Origin of the sequence: Gluconacetobacter asukensis, from assembly GCF_014174375.1 — a bacterium.
Taxonomy (GTDB): domain Bacteria; phylum Pseudomonadota; class Alphaproteobacteria; order Acetobacterales; family Acetobacteraceae; genus Gluconacetobacter; species Gluconacetobacter asukensis.
In genome coordinates this window covers 17,146-37,079 of sequence record NZ_JABEQE010000025.1, presented here as the reverse complement: position 1 = coordinate 37,079, position 19,934 = coordinate 17,146, and the positions used below count along the sequence as shown (strand labels likewise).

The 19,934-nt window shown below is 62.9% G+C and carries 17 protein-coding genes; 4 read left to right on the top strand and 13 right to left on the bottom strand.

The window, feature by feature from the left end:
- Window positions 1–426 precede the first annotated feature (426 nt).
- The gene (ligD, locus tag HLH35_RS18315) at window positions 427–2,943 is read right to left on the bottom strand and encodes a DNA ligase D (protein WP_182980514.1); all 2,517 of its coding nucleotides are present in this window, start codon (window positions 2,941–2,943) and stop codon (window positions 427–429) included.
- 4 nt (window positions 2,944–2,947) lie between these two features.
- On the bottom strand, window positions 2,948–3,787 hold the full coding sequence (gene ku, locus HLH35_RS18310; RefSeq protein WP_182980513.1) for a non-homologous end joining protein Ku: 840 nt from the start codon (window positions 3,785–3,787) through the stop codon (window positions 2,948–2,950).
- Between the two features lie 385 nt (window positions 3,788–4,172).
- On the opposite strand from ku, the gene HLH35_RS18305 reads away from it, so the two are divergent.
- Window positions 4,173–6,290, top strand: coding sequence for a penicillin acylase family protein (locus tag HLH35_RS18305; protein WP_220790767.1), 2,118 nt, complete (start codon window positions 4,173–4,175; stop codon window positions 6,288–6,290).
- 139 nt (window positions 6,291–6,429) lie between these two features.
- Window positions 6,430–6,639, top strand: a complete 210-nt coding sequence (locus HLH35_RS20420) for a hypothetical protein (protein ID WP_246385209.1) — start codon at window positions 6,430–6,432, stop codon at window positions 6,637–6,639.
- A 152-nt stretch (window positions 6,640–6,791) separates the two neighbouring features.
- Here the strand turns inward: HLH35_RS20420 and HLH35_RS18295 are convergent, their stop codons facing one another.
- On the bottom strand, window positions 6,792–7,694 hold the full coding sequence (locus tag HLH35_RS18295; RefSeq protein ID WP_182980512.1) for a LysR family transcriptional regulator: 903 nt from the start codon (window positions 7,692–7,694) through the stop codon (window positions 6,792–6,794).
- Window positions 7,695–7,783: 89 nt separating this feature from the next.
- On the opposite strand from HLH35_RS18295, the gene HLH35_RS18290 reads away from it, so the two are divergent.
- Window positions 7,784–8,731 carry an NAD(P)H-binding protein gene (locus HLH35_RS18290; protein ID WP_182980511.1) on the top strand — a complete coding sequence of 316 codons (948 nt, stop codon included), beginning with the start codon at window positions 7,784–7,786 and terminating at the stop codon, window positions 8,729–8,731.
- 25 nt (window positions 8,732–8,756) lie between these two features.
- Here HLH35_RS18290 and HLH35_RS18285 read toward each other — a convergent pair whose 3' ends face one another.
- The 10 genes from HLH35_RS18285 to HLH35_RS18240 all read right to left on the bottom strand — a co-directional run bounded on the left by HLH35_RS18285 (window position 8,757) and on the right by HLH35_RS18240 (window position 18,613).
- Window positions 8,757–9,548: an aldolase gene (locus tag HLH35_RS18285; protein WP_182980510.1), complete on the bottom strand. Its 792-nt coding sequence runs from the start codon at window positions 9,546–9,548 to the stop codon at window positions 8,757–8,759.
- 210 nt (window positions 9,549–9,758) lie between these two features.
- Window positions 9,759–11,189 (bottom strand): carbohydrate porin, encoded by a 1,431-nt coding sequence (locus HLH35_RS18280; protein WP_246385208.1) that lies wholly within the window; start codon window positions 11,187–11,189, stop codon window positions 9,759–9,761.
- Between the two features lie 204 nt (window positions 11,190–11,393).
- Window positions 11,394–12,320, bottom strand: coding sequence for a 2-hydroxyacid dehydrogenase (locus HLH35_RS18275; protein ID WP_182980509.1), 927 nt, complete (start codon window positions 12,318–12,320; stop codon window positions 11,394–11,396).
- Window positions 12,321–12,349: 29 nt separating this feature from the next.
- Complete coding sequence (locus tag HLH35_RS18270) at window positions 12,350–13,126, bottom strand: 2-keto-4-pentenoate hydratase (protein WP_182980516.1); 777 nt, start codon at window positions 13,124–13,126, stop codon at window positions 12,350–12,352.
- A gap of 52 nt (window positions 13,127–13,178) precedes the next feature.
- A complete protein-coding gene (locus HLH35_RS18265) occupies window positions 13,179–14,606 on the bottom strand; it encodes an MFS transporter (protein ID WP_182980508.1) in 1,428 nt (475 codons plus the stop codon).
- Window positions 14,603–15,607, bottom strand: coding sequence for a Gfo/Idh/MocA family protein (locus HLH35_RS18260; protein ID WP_182980507.1), 1,005 nt, complete (start codon window positions 15,605–15,607; stop codon window positions 14,603–14,605). Before HLH35_RS18260 ends, HLH35_RS18265 begins: the two co-directional genes overlap by 4 nt.
- A 312-nt stretch (window positions 15,608–15,919) precedes the next feature.
- On the bottom strand, window positions 15,920–16,456 hold the full coding sequence (locus HLH35_RS18255; protein WP_182980506.1) for a heme-degrading domain-containing protein: 537 nt from the start codon (window positions 16,454–16,456) through the stop codon (window positions 15,920–15,922).
- 250 nt (window positions 16,457–16,706) lie between these two features.
- Window positions 16,707–16,844 (bottom strand): hypothetical protein, encoded by a 138-nt coding sequence (locus tag HLH35_RS18250; protein ID WP_182980505.1) that lies wholly within the window; start codon window positions 16,842–16,844, stop codon window positions 16,707–16,709.
- Window positions 16,845–17,027: 183 nt separating this feature from the next.
- Complete coding sequence (locus HLH35_RS18245) at window positions 17,028–17,240, bottom strand: hypothetical protein (RefSeq protein ID WP_182980504.1); 213 nt, start codon at window positions 17,238–17,240, stop codon at window positions 17,028–17,030.
- A 248-nt stretch (window positions 17,241–17,488) separates the two neighbouring features.
- Window positions 17,489–18,613, bottom strand: a complete 1,125-nt coding sequence (locus HLH35_RS18240; RefSeq protein WP_246385207.1) for an MFS transporter — start codon at window positions 18,611–18,613, stop codon at window positions 17,489–17,491.
- A 193-nt stretch (window positions 18,614–18,806) separates the two neighbouring features.
- On the opposite strand from HLH35_RS18240, the gene HLH35_RS18235 reads away from it, so the two are divergent.
- Window positions 18,807–19,754 (top strand): LysR substrate-binding domain-containing protein, encoded by a 948-nt coding sequence (locus HLH35_RS18235; RefSeq protein WP_182980502.1) that lies wholly within the window; start codon window positions 18,807–18,809, stop codon window positions 19,752–19,754.
- Window positions 19,755–19,934: the final 180 nt, after the last annotated feature.

Sequence of the window (19,934 nt, the reverse complement as noted above, 5' to 3'; positions counted from 1 at the left end):
GACAACCAACGACCATTCTTCGTCTGATACGTCAGAGGGATACGGCTTCCGAACTTGCGTCATTCAGCATTACTGAACCAATCACGCACGAAAGTACATAACACCCTCTAGTGTGTTACATACATTGTGATAATATTCGGTCGCGTCGTTTAGCTGAGCGAGTGGGGTTCTTATGCGAGGGAATCTGTAAGGAGGCAATTGACGTGGATGGAGAGTGGTGCGACGCCGAACAGTGGGCTATATTACGCGAATAAAAAAAATTGCTCCGCCTCCGTGCAACTGGCCCGTTTTGAATTTTGTCATGATTTTCGTCAGGCGGCATAGCCTCCGTGAACTTATGCAGGATTCGCGTCTGGTGTGACCAAAAACTGGATGTTGAACTTGGCGGGTGTACTGCGAGCCGATGGACGACGGTCGCTCATGCTCTCATCCGCAGAGCGGATGCCGCGCCGCGTGGAACCCCTCCCACGGGTCCGTACGCAGCGAGGAGAGCCGCGCCATCGCATTGCCCACCGTGAACTGCGCCGATCCGGTGATCTCCCCCAACTCGTCCCAGCCCAGCGGCATCGAGACGGGGGCGCCGGCGCCTGCGCGCGTGGAGTAAGGCGCCACCGAGGTCGCGCCACGCTGGTTGCGCAGATAATCGAGCAGGATTTTCCCGTGACGCTTCGATTTGGTGATGGTCGCGATAAACCGGTCCGGATGATCGGCGGCCATCGTCTGTGCCAGCGTTCGGGAGAAGGCCTTGGCTGTCTCCCAGTCCGCCTCGGGTTTCAGGGGGGCCACCACGTGCAGCCCCTTGCCACCGGAGGTCTTGACGAAGGCCGTCAGGCCCGACGCTTCCAGGCGCTCGCGCACCTGCCGCGCCGCGTCGATGACCTGCGCCCATGCGACGCCCTCGCCGGGATCGAGATCCATCACCAGTTCGTCGGGTCTTTCCCAGTCGCGGCAGGATGCGCCCCAGGGGTGGATTTCCAGCACCGCCGCTTGCACCAGCCCCATGAGGCCATCGAGATCGTGAATACCGATCAGATGCTCCCCCTCCTGACTGGCAGGATCGTCCAGCGCCTTGATATGGGCGTTCATGCCCTTCCAGGCGTTCTTCTGAAAGAAACGTGGCCCCTCGATCCCTTCCGGGCACCGCAGCAGCGCCAGGGGCCGATCGACGATAAACGGCGCGATGCGCGGCCACATGGCGGCATAGTAATCGGCCAGCCCTTCCTTCGTGACGCCGGCATCCGGCCAGTACACCCGGTCCGGATGGGTCAGTGCGACGGTGCGTTTCTGCTCTGCCCCGGCTCTGCGGGGCGATATGTCCGGCACGGGCATTTCACGTACGATCTCCGCTGCTGGCTTGTCGTCACGGATACCATGAAAAGACGCATGCCGAAGCCGGCCATCCGCCGTCCAGGCACGGAATTCCACTTCCGCCACGCGCTCGGGGCGCACATAGCGCACGCCGCGCGCTTCCGCCGCGGAAAGCTGGTCGACAAAGGGGCTTCCGGTCGTTCTGGTGGCATCCAGGGCGCGAAACAGGTCGTCGGCGACAGGGGCTGAAAACCCGGTGCCGACGCGCCCGACATAGCGCAGCCCCTGCGCGTCATGCACGCCAAGCACCAGGGAGCCCACGCTCTTGCGGCCTGTGGTCGAGGGCACATAGCCGCCGATGACGAATTCCTGCCGCGCGGAGCATTTCGATTTGACCCAGATCCTGCCCCGACCGGAGCGATAGGGGGCGTCCGCCTGTTTGGACACGATACCTTCCAGGCCGAGGCGACATGCGTGGCGCATGACCAGCGCGCCATCATCGGCAAAATCCTCGCTGAAACGCAGGATACCAGGCGTTTCCGGCATGACGTGGCGCAGCATCGTCTTGCGGTCGCTCAATGTCGCCGAGCAAAGATCCTCGCCATCCAGGTACAGCAGGTCGAAGGCGTAGAAGACGAAACGGTCCGTCCGATCTTCGCTCAGATCGGTCTGCAACGCCGAAAAATTGCTGGCACCCGAGCGGCTTTCGACCACCAGTTCGCCGTCGATCAGAGCCGTCTTGACCGGCAGCATCGCCAGCGCGTCGCAAACGGCGGACCCGAATTTCGACGTCCAGTCCAGACCGCTCCGCGTCAGGAGCCTGACCGTGCCCTGCTCGATCCGGGCCTCAAGCCGATAGCCGTCGAACTTGATTTCATGAATCCAGCGCGGCCCCGAGGGTGGTCTGGCGACCAGAGTGGCCAAGGCGGGTTCGACGAACGCCGGCAGATCGCCGGGCTTTGCCCCCCTTATCTGCTGTGGGTCCTGCACGGTGGGCGGCGCATTTTTCTGCGTTTTCGGCGCCGGTTCGGTTGCTTTTCGCGCTCTCTTCGTCCGCTCGGCTGGCGGCGTGCCGTTGGCGATCTCGGCGATCGTCCGGCCCGTTTTGACGGAATTGGGCTGCTCTTCGAGGATGTCCGGATCGGTGGGGCTCCGGGCCGTCTCGTCGTCGCCCTTGATCAGAAGCCAATTGTCGCGCTTGTCGCTTGGCCGGCCTTTCATCCGCACCAGATGCCAGCGCCCGGCGAGTTTCTCGCCGTGCAGTTCGAAGTCGAGATGGCCTTTGGACAACCCTTTTTCCGCGTCCTCGAGCGGTGTCCAGGTCCCGCGGTCCCATACCGCCACCGTCCCGCCGCCATATTGACCCTTGGGGATCGTGCCCTCGAAATCCCCATAATCCAGCGGGTGGTCCTCGACATGAACGGCCAGGCGCCTCTCGCCCGCAATCAGGCTCGGCCCCCTGGTCACCGCCCAGCTTTTCAGGACGCCGTCCAGTTCAAGGCGAAAATCGTAATGCAGCCGCCGCGCGTCATGCTTCTGGACGACGAAACGGTGCCCCTCGGCCTGGCTGCCCTCCCCTGCCGGCTCCCGGGTCCGGGTGAAGTCCCGCTTCTGGCGGTAGGTCTCCAGTGCCATAGGGTCAGCCCGCCTTGCGGCCCGGCGCGGGCCTGGAACGCGATCGGGTCTTTTTCCCGGCAGGGGGGTGTGCCGCGCCGGCACTCTCGCGCAGGGCGTCCATCAGGTTGATGATCTTGCCCTCGGCCGGGCGGGGCAGCGGCGCGGGCTTCCTTCCCTTCAGCCTGGCCTCGACCAGTGCGGCGAGGGCCGCCTCGTACCGGTCTTCGAATGCCGACGGGTCGAAATGGCCCTTCTTGGTGTCGATGATATGCGCCGCCAGATCCAGCATCTCCTGGGGCATATGGTGGTCGGGAATGTCCTTGAAGGCGTCCTGGGATGAGCGCACCTCGTCATCGAAGTTCAGGGTCGTCGCGATCAGGATTTCCCCATAGGCCCTGATGAGCAGCGTGCGCACACGCCGGAACAGAACCGTCTGGGCCAGTGCCGCGACCTTCTGCTGATCGAGGCCCGCCCGGATCAGCGCGAACGCCTCTTCCGCCGCAGGGTCGGCAGGGCTGAGGTAATAGGGCCGGTCCAGATAGACGTCGTCGATCTCTTCGCAGCGGACGAAGGCGGAGACTGCGAGCATCTTGTCGCTGTCGGGCACGGCGGCCTCGACCTCTTCCGGATCGAGCAGGACGATGTCGCCATTCTTCGTCTCGTATCCTTTGACCTGATCGTCCCGATCCACGTCGTCACCGGTCTCGCTGTCGATATAATGCCGATGCACCCGGTTCCCCGTCTCGCGGTTGATCAGGTGCAGGGCAATCCGTTCGGACATCGACACCGCCGCAAAGAGCGCAACCGGGCAGGTCAGCTTCCCGATCCTGAGCGCGCCCTTCCAGCTTGCCCGCGGAGCCATGGCCACATCCTCCTGTCCAGATGGACACCAGAGCAACGCACCAGGGCAGACAAGCGTTGCGGGTCGCCCGACCGGATCGCCGGGTAGGCGTGTCGCTTCAGACGCGCTTCGGCCCCGGCTGATCGCCAATATGGACATCACCCTGAATCTCAATACATTCGTCAGTATCGGATCGGTGCCAACGCTCTCTTCAACCAGTATCTCGCGGCCAACGGGATCTTCAATGCCTTGCCGGGCCGGGGTCGGTATACCGGGATTTCTCCTTTCCACTCCACCGGAGGGATATTGTTACGACCGCGTCGGGGTGAATTTCTGACAGCCGGTCCGGACTGCCTCCGACAGACACAAAAGACGATGCATGCAGATGATGTTCAGGAGCATATTTGTGCCTTCCCTCCATAAAAAGTGGAAATCCGCGCTCTATCTCGGTGCTGTCTGCTCGTCCCTGGCCATGGGCGGCCAGGGATTGGCCGCCCCCGCGACGGGAACGGGCCAGGGCGAGATTCTCTGGGACACGTTCGGGGTCCCGCATGTCTATGCCCGCACCCAGGCCGGGGCCTTCTACGGTTTCGGATGGGCGCAGGCCCATAGCCACGCCGACATCCTGCTGCGCCTTTACGGAACGGCCCGTGGGCGGGCGGCGGAATATTGGGGGCCGAAAGAGGAAGAGTCCGACCGCTGGCTGCTTGCCAATGGTGTCTATAACCGCGCGAAGATCTGGTACACGCAGCAGACACCCGATTTCCGCAAGGACATGGACGCCTTCGCGCGCGGAATCAACGATTACGCAGCCAGCCACCCGAACGAAATCGCCAGCGACGTCAAACCCGTCCTGCCGGTCAGCGGCGTGGATGTCATTGCCCATGCCCTTCGCCTGATGAATTACGTCTATATCGCCGCCGAAGAGAAGATGCTGCCCGACCCGCCCGCGCGCGCGGCGGGCGGATCGAACGCCTGGGCCATCGCCCCCTCACGTACCACCGACGGCCACGCGGTGCTGCTGGCCAACCCGCATCTGCCGTGGGCCACGGCCTTCTACACCTATTACGAAGCCCAGATCAGCGGACCGGGATTCAGCATTTACGGTGCGACACAGGTGGGGCTGCCGATCCTGCGCTTCGCGTTTACCCAGGATGTCGCCTTCACCAACACCGTCAACACGATCCTGGGCGCCACCCGCTATACGCTGACGCCCGATGGCGACGGCTATCGTCTGGATGGCAGGAAGCACGCCTTCACGACGAAGACCCTGTCCTACAAAGTGAAGATGCCGGACGGAACGGTCGCGACGAAAAGCTTCGCGCAGCATTACGCCGTGCAGGGACCGGTTTTCAAGCGGGCCGATGGCAGTTCCTTCGCCCTCTATGTGGCCGGCCTCGACCGTCCCGGCATGCTCCGGCAATATTGGGACATGGCGCTGGCGCATAATTTCGATCAGTTCCAGACGGCGCTCAAGAAGCTGCAGATTCCGATGTTCAACATCGTCTATGCGGATCGCGATGGCCATATCATGTATCTCGACAATGGAATCCTGCCGAAACATGAGGGCGGGGATTTCAATGACTGGAACGATTACGTTCGCGGCGACACATCCGATAATATCCCCAAGGGTATCGTCGCCTACGACGACCTTCCGAAAATCATCGATCCGTCGACCGGTTTCGTCCAGAATGCCAACGACCCGCCGTGGGTGGCAACCTATCCGCGCGTATTATACCCCCAGGCCTATCCGGCCTATGTCGCCGTGACGGGACCGATGACGTTCCGCGCCCAGATGTCGGCGACGATGCTGGCGGGCAACGACAAGATGTCGTTCGATGATATCGTGTCGAAAAAGCTCAATACGCACGCGCTTATGGCGCAGCGCGTATTGCCCGACCTTCTGGCCGCCGCCGCGCACGACAATCGCCGCGATGTCAGGGACGCCGTCCGGGTCCTGAGTGCCTGGGATGGCGCGGATGACGCCGACAGTAAAGGCGCCCTTCTGTTCGAGACCTGGGCGCGCCTGTTCATGGGCCCGAAATTTTCCGACCTCCGGAACTTTGCAACCCCGTGGTCGCTGGAAGACCCGATCCATACCCCGTCGGGCCTGAAGAGCCCGGCGCAGGCCGTGGACCTGCTCGCACAGGCTGCCGTTGAGACGCGACGGCTTTATGGTGCGATCGATCGGCCCCTGGGGGAGGTCTCGCGCTTTCATCTGGGCAATGTGAACCTGCCGGGCAATGGAGGGTTCGGGAACACCGGAATCTTCCGCACCATCACCTGGGGGCCGATGAAAGACGGTGAACGGACACCGTTCCATGGCGAGACCTGGGTGTCCCTCGTCAGCTTCTCCACCCCGATGAGGGCAAAGGGGCTGCTGAGCTACGGCAATTCCAGCCAGCCGGGCTCGATACATCACACCGACCAGTTATCCTATCTCAGCAACAAGACCCTGCGCGACCTGTGGCTGACGCGCGACGAGGTGGAGAAGCACGTCGAATATATCGATCCACTCCGCTGACGCGCCTTTCCTTTCCTGTTTTCACGGAAAGAAACGGCAATGAAGGCAAGGCGGCTCCTGAAGGCCATTGACGATTTCTCGCTGGTTCTGCCGTCACGCACAGCCCACGCTGCACGCGACAGCAGACCAGGACAGGACCATGGCTCAGGATCGGCACATCAAGCTCGGCTTCATCCTTCATGGGGTCGGACGGACCTGGGACGATTGGCGCCACCCTGACCGCGACATCCGCGCCAGCACGAACATCCGTTTCTACCGCCAGCAGGCGCAGACGGCGGAATGTCGTGACCTCCTGGCTGGGAGACACCGCCGCCAATTTCAGCCGGGCCGCCCAACCATCCCACCATGAACGCTACCGCATTGCCGCCGAGCACCTGGCGGTGGTGCAAGGGCTATGGGACAGTTGGGAAGATGACACGCTGGTGGGCAGACCGCCGTGCCCCAAGGGTTCCATCCTTGCACGCCTTCACCGACCTGCTTCGCGCACCAACACGCCCTGAATCACGAAACCACGCCATCCCGACAATAGCGGGCAAGGGCCCCGGCGAGATGCCGGAACGCCGCGTCAACCCTGCGGCTGTGACGCAGATCCTCGTGCGCGACGATCCAGGCGTCGAGTTCGGCGACGACCAGGTCCGGCATCACCCGAATGAGATCGCGCTCCCCGATCGGGATCTGCGTCACGCCGATCCCCAGGCCGGCGCGCATTGCCGCCAGTTGCGCGGGATGGCTGTCCGTCCGGAAGGTGAAGGGCAATGTCTGGCCCAACCTCTCTTCCAGCATACGGGCAAAAGCCCGGTCCGCCTGTGAGCGGTCGGAACCGATCAGGGCATGACGGGCCAGATCCGCCGTGTCGCGGGGCATGCCGTGCCGCTCCAGATAGGCGGACGTCGCAAAGAAACCCAGAGGAATCCGGCCGGCATGCCGCGCGACAAGCGCGTCCTGGCGGGGACGATGCATGCGGATGGCCAGGTCCGCCTCCTGGCCCGGAAGATCGGCGGTTTCGTTGCTCAGCACCAGTTCGATGGCAAGCGCCGGATAGCGTGCGCGAAGAGACGTCAGCATCGGCGGCAGCACCTCGATGCCCATGAACTCCGCCACGCTGATCCGCACGGTTCCGGCCACCTCTCCGGCAACGCCGGCCGCCGCACGATGAAAGGCGGCCGAAGCGAAATCCATGCGGCGGACATAGCCTGCCAGGTCCCGCGCGTTTTCGGTGGGCGTCAGGCCGTTCACGCCGCGCACGAAAAGCGGCTGCCCGACGGCCTGTTCCAGCGCCTCGATCCTGTGACGCACCGTCGGCTGTGTCAGCCCGAGCAATCGCGCCGCCGCCGACAGGCTGCCGGTGTCGAGAACGGCCAGGAAGGCACGCTGGTCTTCCCAGTTCAGTGTCGCATTGCTCATCGTTTTCTGATGAGCGGAATGACGTTTTCTGTCAATTTCCACCAAGTCCGGAATCACTGATCCTTCCCGAAAACACGGGAGTCTCCGACATGACAAAGACAATGCTTGTTCTCGGCGCCACCGGCGGGGTGGGCGGCGCCGTGACGCGGGCCATGCTGAAACGGGGGTGGCAGGTGCGCGCACTGGTCCGCACGCCCGACCGGGCAGCGACGGGATGGAAGGACGCGCAGGCTCCACACTGGATCATGGGGGATGCCATGTCGCGCGACGACGCAACCCGGGCGGCGCAGGGCGTCTCCGTTATCTTTCACGGCGTCAATCCACCCGGCTACCGGGACTGGGAGAATACGGTCCTGCCCATGATCGACAACACGATTGCCGCGGCACGGGCGGCAGGAGGCGCGCGCATCGTGCTGCCGGGCACGATCTACAACTACGACCCGGCCGAAATCTCGCTGGTCGATGGCGAGACCCCGCAGCATCCCAAGGGCAAGAAGGGCGCGATCCGGGTGGAACTCGAAAATCGCCTTACCCATGCGGCACCTGATATTCCGAGCCTGATCGTGAGGGCCGGCGATTTCTTCGGGCCGGATGTCGGGCAGAGCTGGTTCGCCCAGGCCATGGCAAAGCCGCCCCTGAAGCGGATCGTCCATCCCGGTTCACCCGGCATCGGGCACGCCTGGGCCTATGTTCCGGACCTGGCCGAGGCCATCGTACGTCTGCTGGAATTACCAGCCGGCCACCTGCTGCCGGCTGAATGTGTCCAGTTCGCCGGCCTCTGGGATGCGGACGGTTCAGAAATGGCCGCCGCGATCCGGCGGGCAGCCCACACGCCACGTCTGCCCGTCCGTCGCTTTCCCTGGTGGCTGATGCGCGCGCTCTCGCCGTTCGGCGGATTTCCGCGCGAGGTCATGGAAGTCCGCCCGTTCTGGAACCATGCTGTGCGGCTGGACAATTCCCGTCTTGTCACGCTTCTGGGAACGGAGCCGCACACGGATCTCGATCAGGCCGTTGCCACGACGCTGGCCGCATCATGACGGCAGCCCCTTGCCTATCTCGGGTTCAAAGTCTGTAGCCGGGTGCCTGGGCATCCAGCACGCGCTTGATGCTTTCAAGATGCAGGCGTGCACTTTCCGGATCGCCTGCCCGCATCTGTCTTGCCGTGGCGGCGGCAACCTCCGGCCTGACCGGAACCAGGGGCCGTCCGGCACTCATGGCCTTGAGCTGCACTTCCGCCGCCCGCTCGAGATAGTAGAGGTCATCCCAGGCCTCTGCGACATTCGGCGCGCAGACCATGACACCATGATTTCTCATGAACAGAATGTCGTTGTCCCCCAGCACGGCGGCTATGCGATCACCCTCCCGCTCATCGAGCGCAAGGCCGTTATAATCCTCGTCGACCACAGTGCGCCCGTAGAATTTCAGCGCGGTCTGCCCAGCCCAGAGAAGCGGTTCACCCTCGATCATGCTGAGCGCCGTCGCATTGGGCATGTGCGTATGAAACGCGGCGCCGACACGCGGCACCGTCTTGTGCAGCCGGGCGTGAATGAAGAAGGCCGTCGCCTCCGGTTCGCCGTCGCCTGACAGGACGTTGCCGTCGAAGTCGCAGATCAGCAGGCTGGACGCGGTCGCCTCCTCAAAAGCCCAGCCGAGGCGATTGACGAGGAACAGATCGGCATGTCCGGGCACGAGGGCGGAAAAATGATTGCAGATCCCCTCTTCAAGTCCATGCCGCGCCGCCGCCCGCAGACAGGCGGCCAGGTCCACGCGGACCCGCCAGATCTCTTCCGTGTCGAGATCGGCATTGCGCAGGATCGCCGGCGACACCCGCCCGCGATTGAGTTCATGAGCCACGATCGCACCTCCGCCAGAATGAGCGCCTCATCACATCCAGCCGGCATTCGAAAGCAAAGCGGGACCGTCGTCCAGCCGGGTGAGCCCGATGCACTGCACGCGTACGCACAGCTCCCGGGCCCGAGCGAGGGACAATCCGCCTCGGCCGTGCGTGCCGGACGTGACGGTCTCCCGGCGGCCGTTCACGTTCCGGGCCACGCTCAGCCAGAGTCAGAGCGTCGCGTGGATCTTCAGGCCGATCGCGTCGATCGCGGGCTTGTTGCGTTGCAGGTTGGGCCGCATGATCCGCTGATAGTCGGGCTGGATCGAAAGCCCCTGACAGACATGGATGTTATAGGTGGCTTCCAGAACGCTGATATGGCTTTGCGGATAGGTTGCGTTGGCGGGCAATGAACGCCCAGCATCGTAATCCAGCCATTGCGTTGCGACCAGTTCGGGACTGGCCGTGGTGCGCGAGACCTCGATGCCGAACGTGTCGTCTGGACGCGCGCGCCAGAAACCCCGGTCCACCACCCCGAAATAATATTCGTAGAGATACGGGCCGCTTTCCGGCGTATTGCGTACCAGCCCGGCCATGACATAGAATCCGTTGAGTGGACCATGACCGTTGCGGATCAGCATCTGGTCGCCTTCCAGCCAGATCTGCGTCTTGCCGTTGTCCATCTGCGCCGCCTTGTGCGTCAGCGCCAGCGGATTGCCGTTGATGTCATAATAATTATTGGCATAATTCGCCGAATCATAGGCTATGCCCAACTTGTAGTGGCCGACGAGCTGGTTTTTTCCGAAGGACGGAATCAGGCCGACTTCGACCGGAATATAAATGCCCGTATAGAGGTTCGTGTTGAAGTTGAATCCGGTGCGGTCGTAGCGGTTGGTATTGAGGTACGGATTGACGCCGTACAGCCCTGCCTGCGCATAGACCCCGTGCATCGGCCAATATCGCACCCGCGTCCCCCAGGTCGAACCCGGATAGGTGCCGAACCCCGCCGCGCCGCGGGTCAGCGACTTGGGGTTCCCGCACATGGATTTGTTCATGAACGTGCAGAAGAGCGGCGACGCCGAGAAATCGATATTGACCGGCATCTTGCCGATCGCGATCTGCAGGCGGTCATGGAACAGGTTCTGGGTGCCGTAGACATAGACCAGGTGGACGGCGGTATTGCCGCCGCCGCCATAGATCTCCTGGAATCCGTTGAGCGACCTGTCGCCGAAATCGGCAGCCATGTTATGGCCGGCACGATTGATGATAGCCGCATGGGTCACGAAGCCGCGCCAGCCAACCAGCTTCTGCCAGTCCAGATCCAGTTGCACGCCGATCTGGTGCGCATAACCCGCGTCGCCGGGATTGCCGCCATCGAGCGCCAACGCGCTTTCGCTGGTATAGTCGATGACCAGGCCGATCCCCTTGCGATTGAGATTCTGGATGACATTGCCCCAGGCCGGCACGATATGTTCGACCGGCGGGGTGAACGGCGTGTTCGCATAGGCCGTGGGTGTATCGAGCGAGAAGGACGGCGCCGTCAGGGCGACCGGACCACGATATTGCGCGCGGGCCGGATGGCAGCACAGGACGGCCAGTGCCGCCACGATCCACATAGGCCGCGCAAGGCGGCGGCACGCATGCGACATTGAGGAGCGCATTGTTTTTTCTCTGATCGGATAAACGCCATGCGGATCGGCGCGGCTGACGCTTCGCCGCCGCGCCGGTCCATCGGATCACCTGGAACAATAGAAACGATATCCCCATCCCGGACGGCAGCCGGGCCGACGACGCTGCCGCGTCGCGTCCGATCCCGCCCGCCCGCCAGGCCCGGCAGGACATGCCGGCTGGCGGCTCCATGACGGCTACACGACCGGGGTCAGCAGCGCCTCCCCGCCGAACCAGGCCGCCAGGTTGCGGACCACCAGGTCGCCCATCGCCAGGCGCGTTTCCACCGTGGCACTGGCGCGATGGGGTTGCAGGACGACATTGTCCATCGTCTTCAGTGCGTCGGGGACATGGGGCTCGTGCTGGAATACATCCAAGCCCGCGCCCCCCAGCGTGCCGGCCTGCAACGCGGCGACCAGCGCGTCCTCGTCCACGACGCTGCCGCGCGCGACGTTGATCAGCACGCCGTCGGGGCCCAAAGCCTCCAGCACCGTCCTGTCGACGATGTTGCGCGACTGCGCGCCGCCGGATGCCGCGACGACCAGGATGTCGCTATGCCGCGCCAGTTCGGTCAGGTCGGCGAAATATGTATGGCCGCTTTCAGGAATCTCGCGGATATCGTGATAGGCGATCGGCATGTCGAAGGCCCCGGCCCGCGCGGCAATCGCGCGCCCGACCTGCCCCAGGCCCAGAATGCCCAGCCGCTTCCCCGTCACCGCATGACCCAGCGCGATCGGCTCCCTGCCCCACGATCCGGCACGGACATAGCGGTCGCCGGTGCCCAGGCCCCGGCACGCCATCAGGATCAGCCCCAGCGCCATATCGGCGACATCGGCGGTCAGCACGCCGGGCGTCGTCGTGACGCGGATGCCGCGCTCGCGCGCCCTGTTCAGGTCCACCGCGTCGGTCCCGATCCCGTTGATCGCGATGATCCCCAGTTCGGGTAGCGCGGCCATCACATCGGGGGGCACGCCAGTCGCACCGCCGGTCGCGATGCCGCGGATCGACCCGGCCACGCCCGCCAGCGACGCGACATCGGTGAAACGATGCACGACATAGGCATCGTCCAGGGCCTTTTCGATCTGCGGCAGCATCGGCTCGATCAAGAGAATGTCAGGTTTCATTCAGGCTCTCCAGTTCAGGTGGAATAAGATCAGCCGCAGGTCAGCGACAGCGTGCCCAGATGCGCGAAGGTCGCGCGGACATGCGTGCCGGGGTCGACGAAAAGGGTACCGGTGGTCGATCCGGTCGTGACGATCGTGCCGGCGGTCAGCCCCCCGGCATGACGGGCCGCATGCCCGGCCAGCCAGATCAGGGTGCGGATCGGGTCGCCGGCGGAATTGCCGCCGACATGATCCGCCACCACCCGGTCACCGACGGTCAGGATCACCCGTTCCTCCAGCGGCACCAGGGACCGCCAGTCGGTGATGCCGGGGCCCACGAACAGGGCGCCATGGCTCTGCTGGTCCGCCAGATGGTCCAGTGCGGGCTGGCTGCCGGGAACGGCGAAGCGCGTATCGATGATCTCGATGGCGGTATGGACCGACACGATCGCATCGCAGACCTCGCCGGCCGTATAGGGTGCGGCGCGCGGCGGCAGGGCATGTCCGAACCGGTAGGCGATTTCGGCCTCGACCCCGATATGCCGGCACAGGCCGGGCGGCAGGATGGTCCCGCCATCGAACAGCGTCGCGGCCAGGATCGGGGCCGCGAACGGTTCGGATTCCGGCGTGCGGGCGCCGACCTTCCACCCCGCGATCCGCCCGCCCAGGGCGCGAATGGTCGCGTGCTGCACCCGGTAGGCCGCCTCTGCCGAAGGCACGTCGCACCCATCGGGCACATGCTCCAGCAGGGGCGCACCGGCACGGACCCGCAGAAAGGATTCAGTCAACAGGTCGGTCGACCGACCGGAGAAAACGCTCACGCCCATACTCCCCAAGGCAGCATGTCCTGCCCGCACACTCTGCCGATACCCACGGATGTCAGCTATTGATCAGATCCCGCCGGTCCAGCAGATCGCGGTTACGCGGTTCCGGGGCGAACAGCGTGGCCACGATCGTCATGGCCGCCAGCACCATCACGTACAGCGCCAGCGGCAGCCACGCGATCAGGCCGGGATGGGCCGACGCGGTATCATGACGGCTGACCATCGCGATGATGACGGACCCCACCAGCGGCGCCAGCCCGCCGGACAGCACGGCCGAAACCTCGCGCGTCAGCGACACGCCCAGATATCGATGGCGCGAGCCGAACATTTCCGGCAGCAGCGCGCCCTGGGTGCCGAACATGCCCCAGGTGGCGCAGCCCAGCGCCAGCGACAATGCCGCGATCGTCAGCGGCAGATAGCCGAAGCTGAGCGCGTACCAGACCGGAAGGGCAGCCACCAGCTGCAGGATGGCGAACCCGCGATAGACGACGATGCGCCCGAACCGGTCGCTCAGCATTCCCGCCACCGGGATCACGCAGGCCCCCACGACAGCCGCGCACAGCAGCGACAGCGCGCCGGTGGCATTGCGCATGCCCACCACGTTGACCGAATAGCTGACGGCCAGGACCTGATAGATCGAAGACCCGCCATTCTCGGCCATGCGCAGGCCCATGCCCAGCAGGATCGTCTTCCACGATTCCCGCACTACCTCGGGCAGGGACATCGACTGGGCGCGTTCCTCCTCCTCGATCCCCGCGAAGGTCGGCGATTCCTTGAGCGTCATACGCATATACAGGGCAACGAGCAGGATGACGGAACTGAGCAGGAACGGCAGGCGCCACAGCCAGCTTCCCACCACGTCGGACACATGGAACAGCAACGCGAAATAGACGATGGCGGCAATGACCGTGCCGATCTGGATGCCCAGGAACGGCAGGGCAGCATAGAAACCCCGCTTGCCCGTAGGGGCATATTCCGTCATCAGCACGGCGGCCCCGGCCTGTTCCGCCCCGGCGCCGAGACCTTGCAGCAGGCGCATCATGATCAGCATGACCGGCGCCCAGATGCCGATGCTGGCGTAGGTGGGGATCAGGCCGATGGCGGTGCTGGCGCCCCCCATCAGCGTCACCGTGATCAGCAGGACGAGCTTGCGCCCGAAACGGTCGCCCATCATGCCGAACACGACACCGCCGATGGGGCGGACGGCAAATCCCAGGAAGTAGGTGGCGAAGCTGGCGATCAACCCGACACTTTTGCTCTGGTGCGGGAAGAACAGCGGGCCAAACACCAGCGCCGACGCCAGGCTGTATAGCGCAAAATCGTAATATTCCAGTGCGCTGCCCAGCGAACTGGTCCAGGCCGCGCGGCGCAGGTCCGCCACGGTGATCTCAGGGCTGGACAACACCGCTTCGCGCTGCGGCGCGCGTGACCGGATAATGGGGGCGCTCCCATGGGCGGCGCCGGCAAAAATTGGCTGCTTCATGGCACATTGATCCCGATCTCGCGCCCGGTTCGGGCGGATTCGCGCAGGGCCAGCGCGATGGCAAGCGAGGCGACGCCATCCTCGCCGGTGGCGGCGGGTCGGCCATCGCCATGGATGGCACTGGTGAACAGGCCGAAGGCGCGATGGTAAAGATTATGATGCTTCAATGGGATTTCATGTTCGCCATCGGCGTCGCGTACCGACACGGTGCCGATCGGCTGCTGGCTCATGCAGTCGCGGCCGATGATGACGCCCCGCTCGCCCATGATTTCGATGCCGCCGGGCGAAAACGGCGTGGTATAGCCGCCATGAATCTGCACCAGCACGTCGCCGGGAAAACGCAGGACGGCCATGATGCCGTCCTCGATCCCGTCCCGCGCCAGGCGCCCGCTCTGCGTCATGGCGAAGGCGCTGACGGGATTTTCATCGAACAGGAAACGCAGCGTGTCAATATCGTGGATCGTGCTGTCCAGGATCACGCCGCCATCCTGGTCTTTGACGCGCCATCCTTGCAGGGCGGCAGCCAGGAAATTGGCGTGAAACACCCGCGCCGCGATCAGCCCGCCGATCCGCCCGTCCTCGATCAGGCCATGAATGGCCATGTGCGTGGCGGCATTGCGCAGATGATGGTTGGTCCCCAGGACGACGCCCGCATGGTTGCAGACGCGCACCATCTCGCTTGCGTGCTCCACCGACAGGGCCAGCGGTTTTTCGCACATGACATGCTTTCCCGCCCGTGCCGCTGCGATGGTCTGTTCGAAGTGCAGCCGGTTGCCGGTGCTGATATAGACCGCGTCGATGTCCGGCCTGGACAACAGATCCTGTAGCGACGTCGTGTGATAGGCGATACCGTTGGCCTGGGCGAATGCCGCCCCGCGCCCGGCATCGCTGCTGAGTACCGCACGAACCTCTCCGCCGGGCTGGGTACGGATCGCATCGACGATCCATTCCCGCGCGACATTACTTGCACCTATCAGACCCCATCCGGTTGGATGCGTCATTCCGCCCTCCCCCGGAGCCACCGACTCCGGCCCTTGTTCGTCTTATTGATTGTCGTAGAGATCGGATGAAAAACCTGCAGGACGCCGCACGGCGAAACGGAACGGCGCGGATGGAGCGATGTTCCATCGGCATGTCCCGCCCGGACGGTCGACTGCCCTGACGATCCGCCCGTGCCCGCGCAGCGCCTCCGCCGAGCCCGGCAGGGCACAAGATCCGATCATAGAGGCCATCACCCTCGTCCCGGCAAGAACTTGTCTCTTCAGCCACTTCACAAATTCGTATTCGTGCACTGCAAGATCATCCGTTCCGCTTCAGGGTGGGATCTGGATCGCCTCAGGCGACATGTCGATGAACGCCGCCAGGGCCTCGACCGCCAGCCGGTGGTCCTCGCGCTGCGGCAGGCCGGAAACGCACAGCGTGCCGACTACCCCCACCCCCCGCACGCGCAGGGGAAACGCCCCGCCGAAGGGGGCGTACTCGGCTTCGGACAGGCCGAACCGCTCGGCAAGCGTCTTGCCTTCCTGGCCAAGTTGCAGGCCGATCGCATACGAGGCCCGGTGAAAGCGCGCCGTCAGGCGGGTCTTGCGCGCGATCCAGCCCAGATTGTCGGGCGTCGCCCCTTCCAGACAGGCACTGAACAGCGTCTGCTCGCCCCGGCGAATGTCGATCGCGATCGGATAACCATGCGTGCTGGCCGCCTGGCGCAGCCAGCACCCCATACGCCAGGCATCATCCTCTGTCAGGCCGGGCAGGATCAGCGCGCGCTCCTGCCGGGCGATCCGCTCCAGGTCGCGCGCCGGCGACGGATGGTTTCCCCCGGCAATCCCCGTCCCGGCCGGTTCCGCCATGATGCCGTTCCCTCCCGCGCATTGTCCGCGTGTCCGCAGAATCGCCACCATGGCGACCCGCAACCGGCGATGTGAACGATATCATCACCCTTGGGATGCGCGTGGAGAGTGACTTTATCGTGACGTCGGTCCACGAGGCGGCAGGATCAGTCCCTGATCGCCCGTCGGCAAACAGTGTTTGTCGTGCAGATGACCGGGCCCACCGATTGTTCCAAGCATCGCTTTTTGCGCAAAATCCGCCCGCAGATCGTCACGTGATCGGTGACTGATCGGTGACGGCAATTCCGGAAAGCTGACGGAAATGTGTTTTATGGCCCGGAACATGCCGACACGGCGGCAGCCCGCGATAGCCGCCGTTAACCAGTAACATGACCAGATCGATCAGCATGCGATGCTGGATTCGAGCGGGTCCTCATGAGACCGGATCGGATCCAGTCCGTCACGACGGGCTTCGCGTCACCGCCCCGCGATGTGGAACGGAGGGACTGCCGTAAATTACCGTCGATTTTTGTCGGTACCGGTATTTTTCAGGAATGGCGGAAAACGGATCGTCCCCTGGCAGAATGCGAGATCACGCGGAGCCCTCTATCGTCAAGGCGTTCGTCGGGGCGGGGCTTGCCTCGGCCTGAAGCCTGCCGGAGCATTCTTGCAACGTCCGGGAGCAGCTTCGTGAGCAGGCGATCAGGCGGATGTCGCGCTGGCAATGCTCGTGACGATCTTCAATGCCGCCGTCGCCGATGCGGATCGGCCCGTGCGGATTGATCGACGGCATGGTCATCGGCACCGCCGGATCTTCCGCCGACGATATTTTTTCCGGAGGCTACCGGTTTCGCTTCAGGTGCAATACTCAAGTTACTATAGAGATTTTCCAAATACAGACGTCACGGCCACCCCCATAAGATAGAACTATGGAAATAGTAATCTCTATTAAATGAATATTATATCCTACAGATTTTTTATCGATATTCGTTCAGCACGAAATAACCGCAATTATTCATGATTCCAATTATGATTTGTATTATGACTGGCGTATCATTTTTCTCCATCCCATTTCATCTTCATCCATGAATGTCGGCTGGTTGACGCCAGCATGATCAGAGCAGCCCCGGAGGAAAGGGCCGCCATCAGGAAGACAGCCTGCACCGGAAAGTTCCGCGTCAGCATGCCGCCAGCGATCGATCCCGCGCCCAGAGCAACGTCAAAAAATATGTCATAAAGTCCCATTGCCGATCCGATGAAGGCGGGCACAACCACGCGCGCGAATGGGATGGCAAGAACAGGATAGATCAGGGAAAATCCCGCACCGCTAATCAGTGCTCCAACCATGGCTACGATAGGGTTTGGCGCCAGCCAGAGCATAACAAACCCCATGGTTTCCATCGCCAACATCATGGAGCCAGACACTCGTACGGCATGTCGGTCGATCCTGTGTCCTCCCGCAAAACGAGCCACGACGTGACCGACGCAGAAAGCCGCAAGGGCATATCCCCCATGCCCCCAGTTCTTCTGACCAAATGCCAGAACAAGGAACGAGGAAATCACCGCAAACCCGATGGAGGAGAGCGCGAGCAGCAGGCCTGCTGGCAGGACTGTCCGAAAGAGCTGGCGCCATGGAACAGCACCCTGAGCGACGGAATGTTCACCAGGTCGTCGAGGCCAGCCGGACAGGATCATTCCTACTATCGGAAGGGTCGAGGTAAGGATGGCTACGGCTCCAAATCCGGCGGCCTGATCAATTATGATGCCTGCCGTTGTTCCCGCTGCAAGTCCGGCAAACATGGCAAGGCCGAACCACGACATCCCAGCACCCACCCTGTCTGCCGGAACGGCACCAATGATCCAGGCACCGCCGCCTGTCACCATCAGACCTTCGCTCAATCCCATGAAAAGTCGGCCAAGCAGCACCAGCGCAAGTGCGATAGACTGCGGCCATAATGGCGCAAGCGCGGTTAGATAGCACCCTCCGGACAGTGCGGCCGCGCCAAGTCCAAGTGTCAGGGCCCGACCACCACCCATCCTGTCGCTCAGGCGTCCCGCGTACAGGCGGGACAGAAGCGTGGCAACGGACTGGGTTCCCATGGTCCAGCCGATGGTCGCGAGCGGCAGGGACCAGGCATCGTGCAAGACCAGAGGAAGAGCCGAGAGTGCCAGCCCCATGGAACCTGTTCCGGTGCCAACGGCAAGAACCGGCTGAAGGATTGCCTGTCTCAGGTTGTAGGTGGAGGCGGAGGGCAAAGCAGAGAGTGTGTCTTGCATTCATATAGGATATAATTTCTGCAATTCGTATGAAAGAGAACAAATGTCTCTGTTGTGCGGACATAATGTCTGGAATTGAACGTGGAGCAACAAGATGGATTCCCTATCCGGCCTGGAACCTTTCGTCTTTGCTGCTCAATTTCGGAGTTACGTCAGAGCTGGCAAGCATCTTGGAATCACAGCGTCGGCGGTTGCGAAGAGCGTCTCACGGCTGGAGGGTCGCATGGGTATACAGCTTCTGAATCGGACCACGCGCACCATTGGACTGACGGAAGCTGGCGCCCTTTTCTACGAACGGTGTCGTCAGGCGCTGGACGACATCCGGGATGCCGAGGCAATTCTCCATCACTCGCGGACGGCACCCTGTGGTCGCCTGCGGGTGAATGTGCCACATATCGTCGGGCAACATCTTCTCATGCCGCTTATCGCGGACTTTGTGAGACGCTATCCTGAAATCGACCTCGATATCGCGCTCGAGGATCGAATTGTTGATTTGATTGATGAGGATATTGATGTCGTTCTCCGAAGCGGCAATCTGGCGGATTCTCGGCTGATAGCACGTCGCATTGGCGATCAGCATTTCATCACATGCGCCAGCTCTTCCTATTTGAAGGAAAATGGCCGTCCTCTCGCACCAGCCGACATTCAGAACCACCGCTGTTTACGTTATCGCTATCCCAACACCGGACTGCTGGCTCCGTGGGTTTATGCCCCACCTCACGAGCAGCCTCGCTTGCCTGAAACCATGATCTTCAACAATAGCGATGCGGCACTGCGGGCTGCGGTCGGTGGTCTGGGGCTCGTGCATCTGCCTGTTTACGTTGCGTGGGACGCCATTGCTTCAGGGAAACTGATGCCGCTTCTGGCCGATTATTGTCTTTCCATCGAATCACTCTGGATCATATGGCCAGCGTCCCGCAGCCTCTCTCCCAAGGTCAGGGCTTTCGCGGATTTTATCATCGAACAGTTCGCGGCAATGCCTGAAGCGTTTATGGCCTTCCGGGATGGGTACAAAAAAACGCCAAGTAGATCGTCATTCTGAACATCTGCTTTTCACAATTGGATCCTTCTGACCGTACCTTCCGCTTGGCCCGCTGACCCGGACCCATGCTGCGCATCTAAAACCCGGCCCCTATAATCGATCGCTAGTTTTGCAGGCGCGGCTGAGGAAAACGCTGGAGCACCGGCTCAGCCGTCTCCACGATCAGCGCCTGGCACCTTC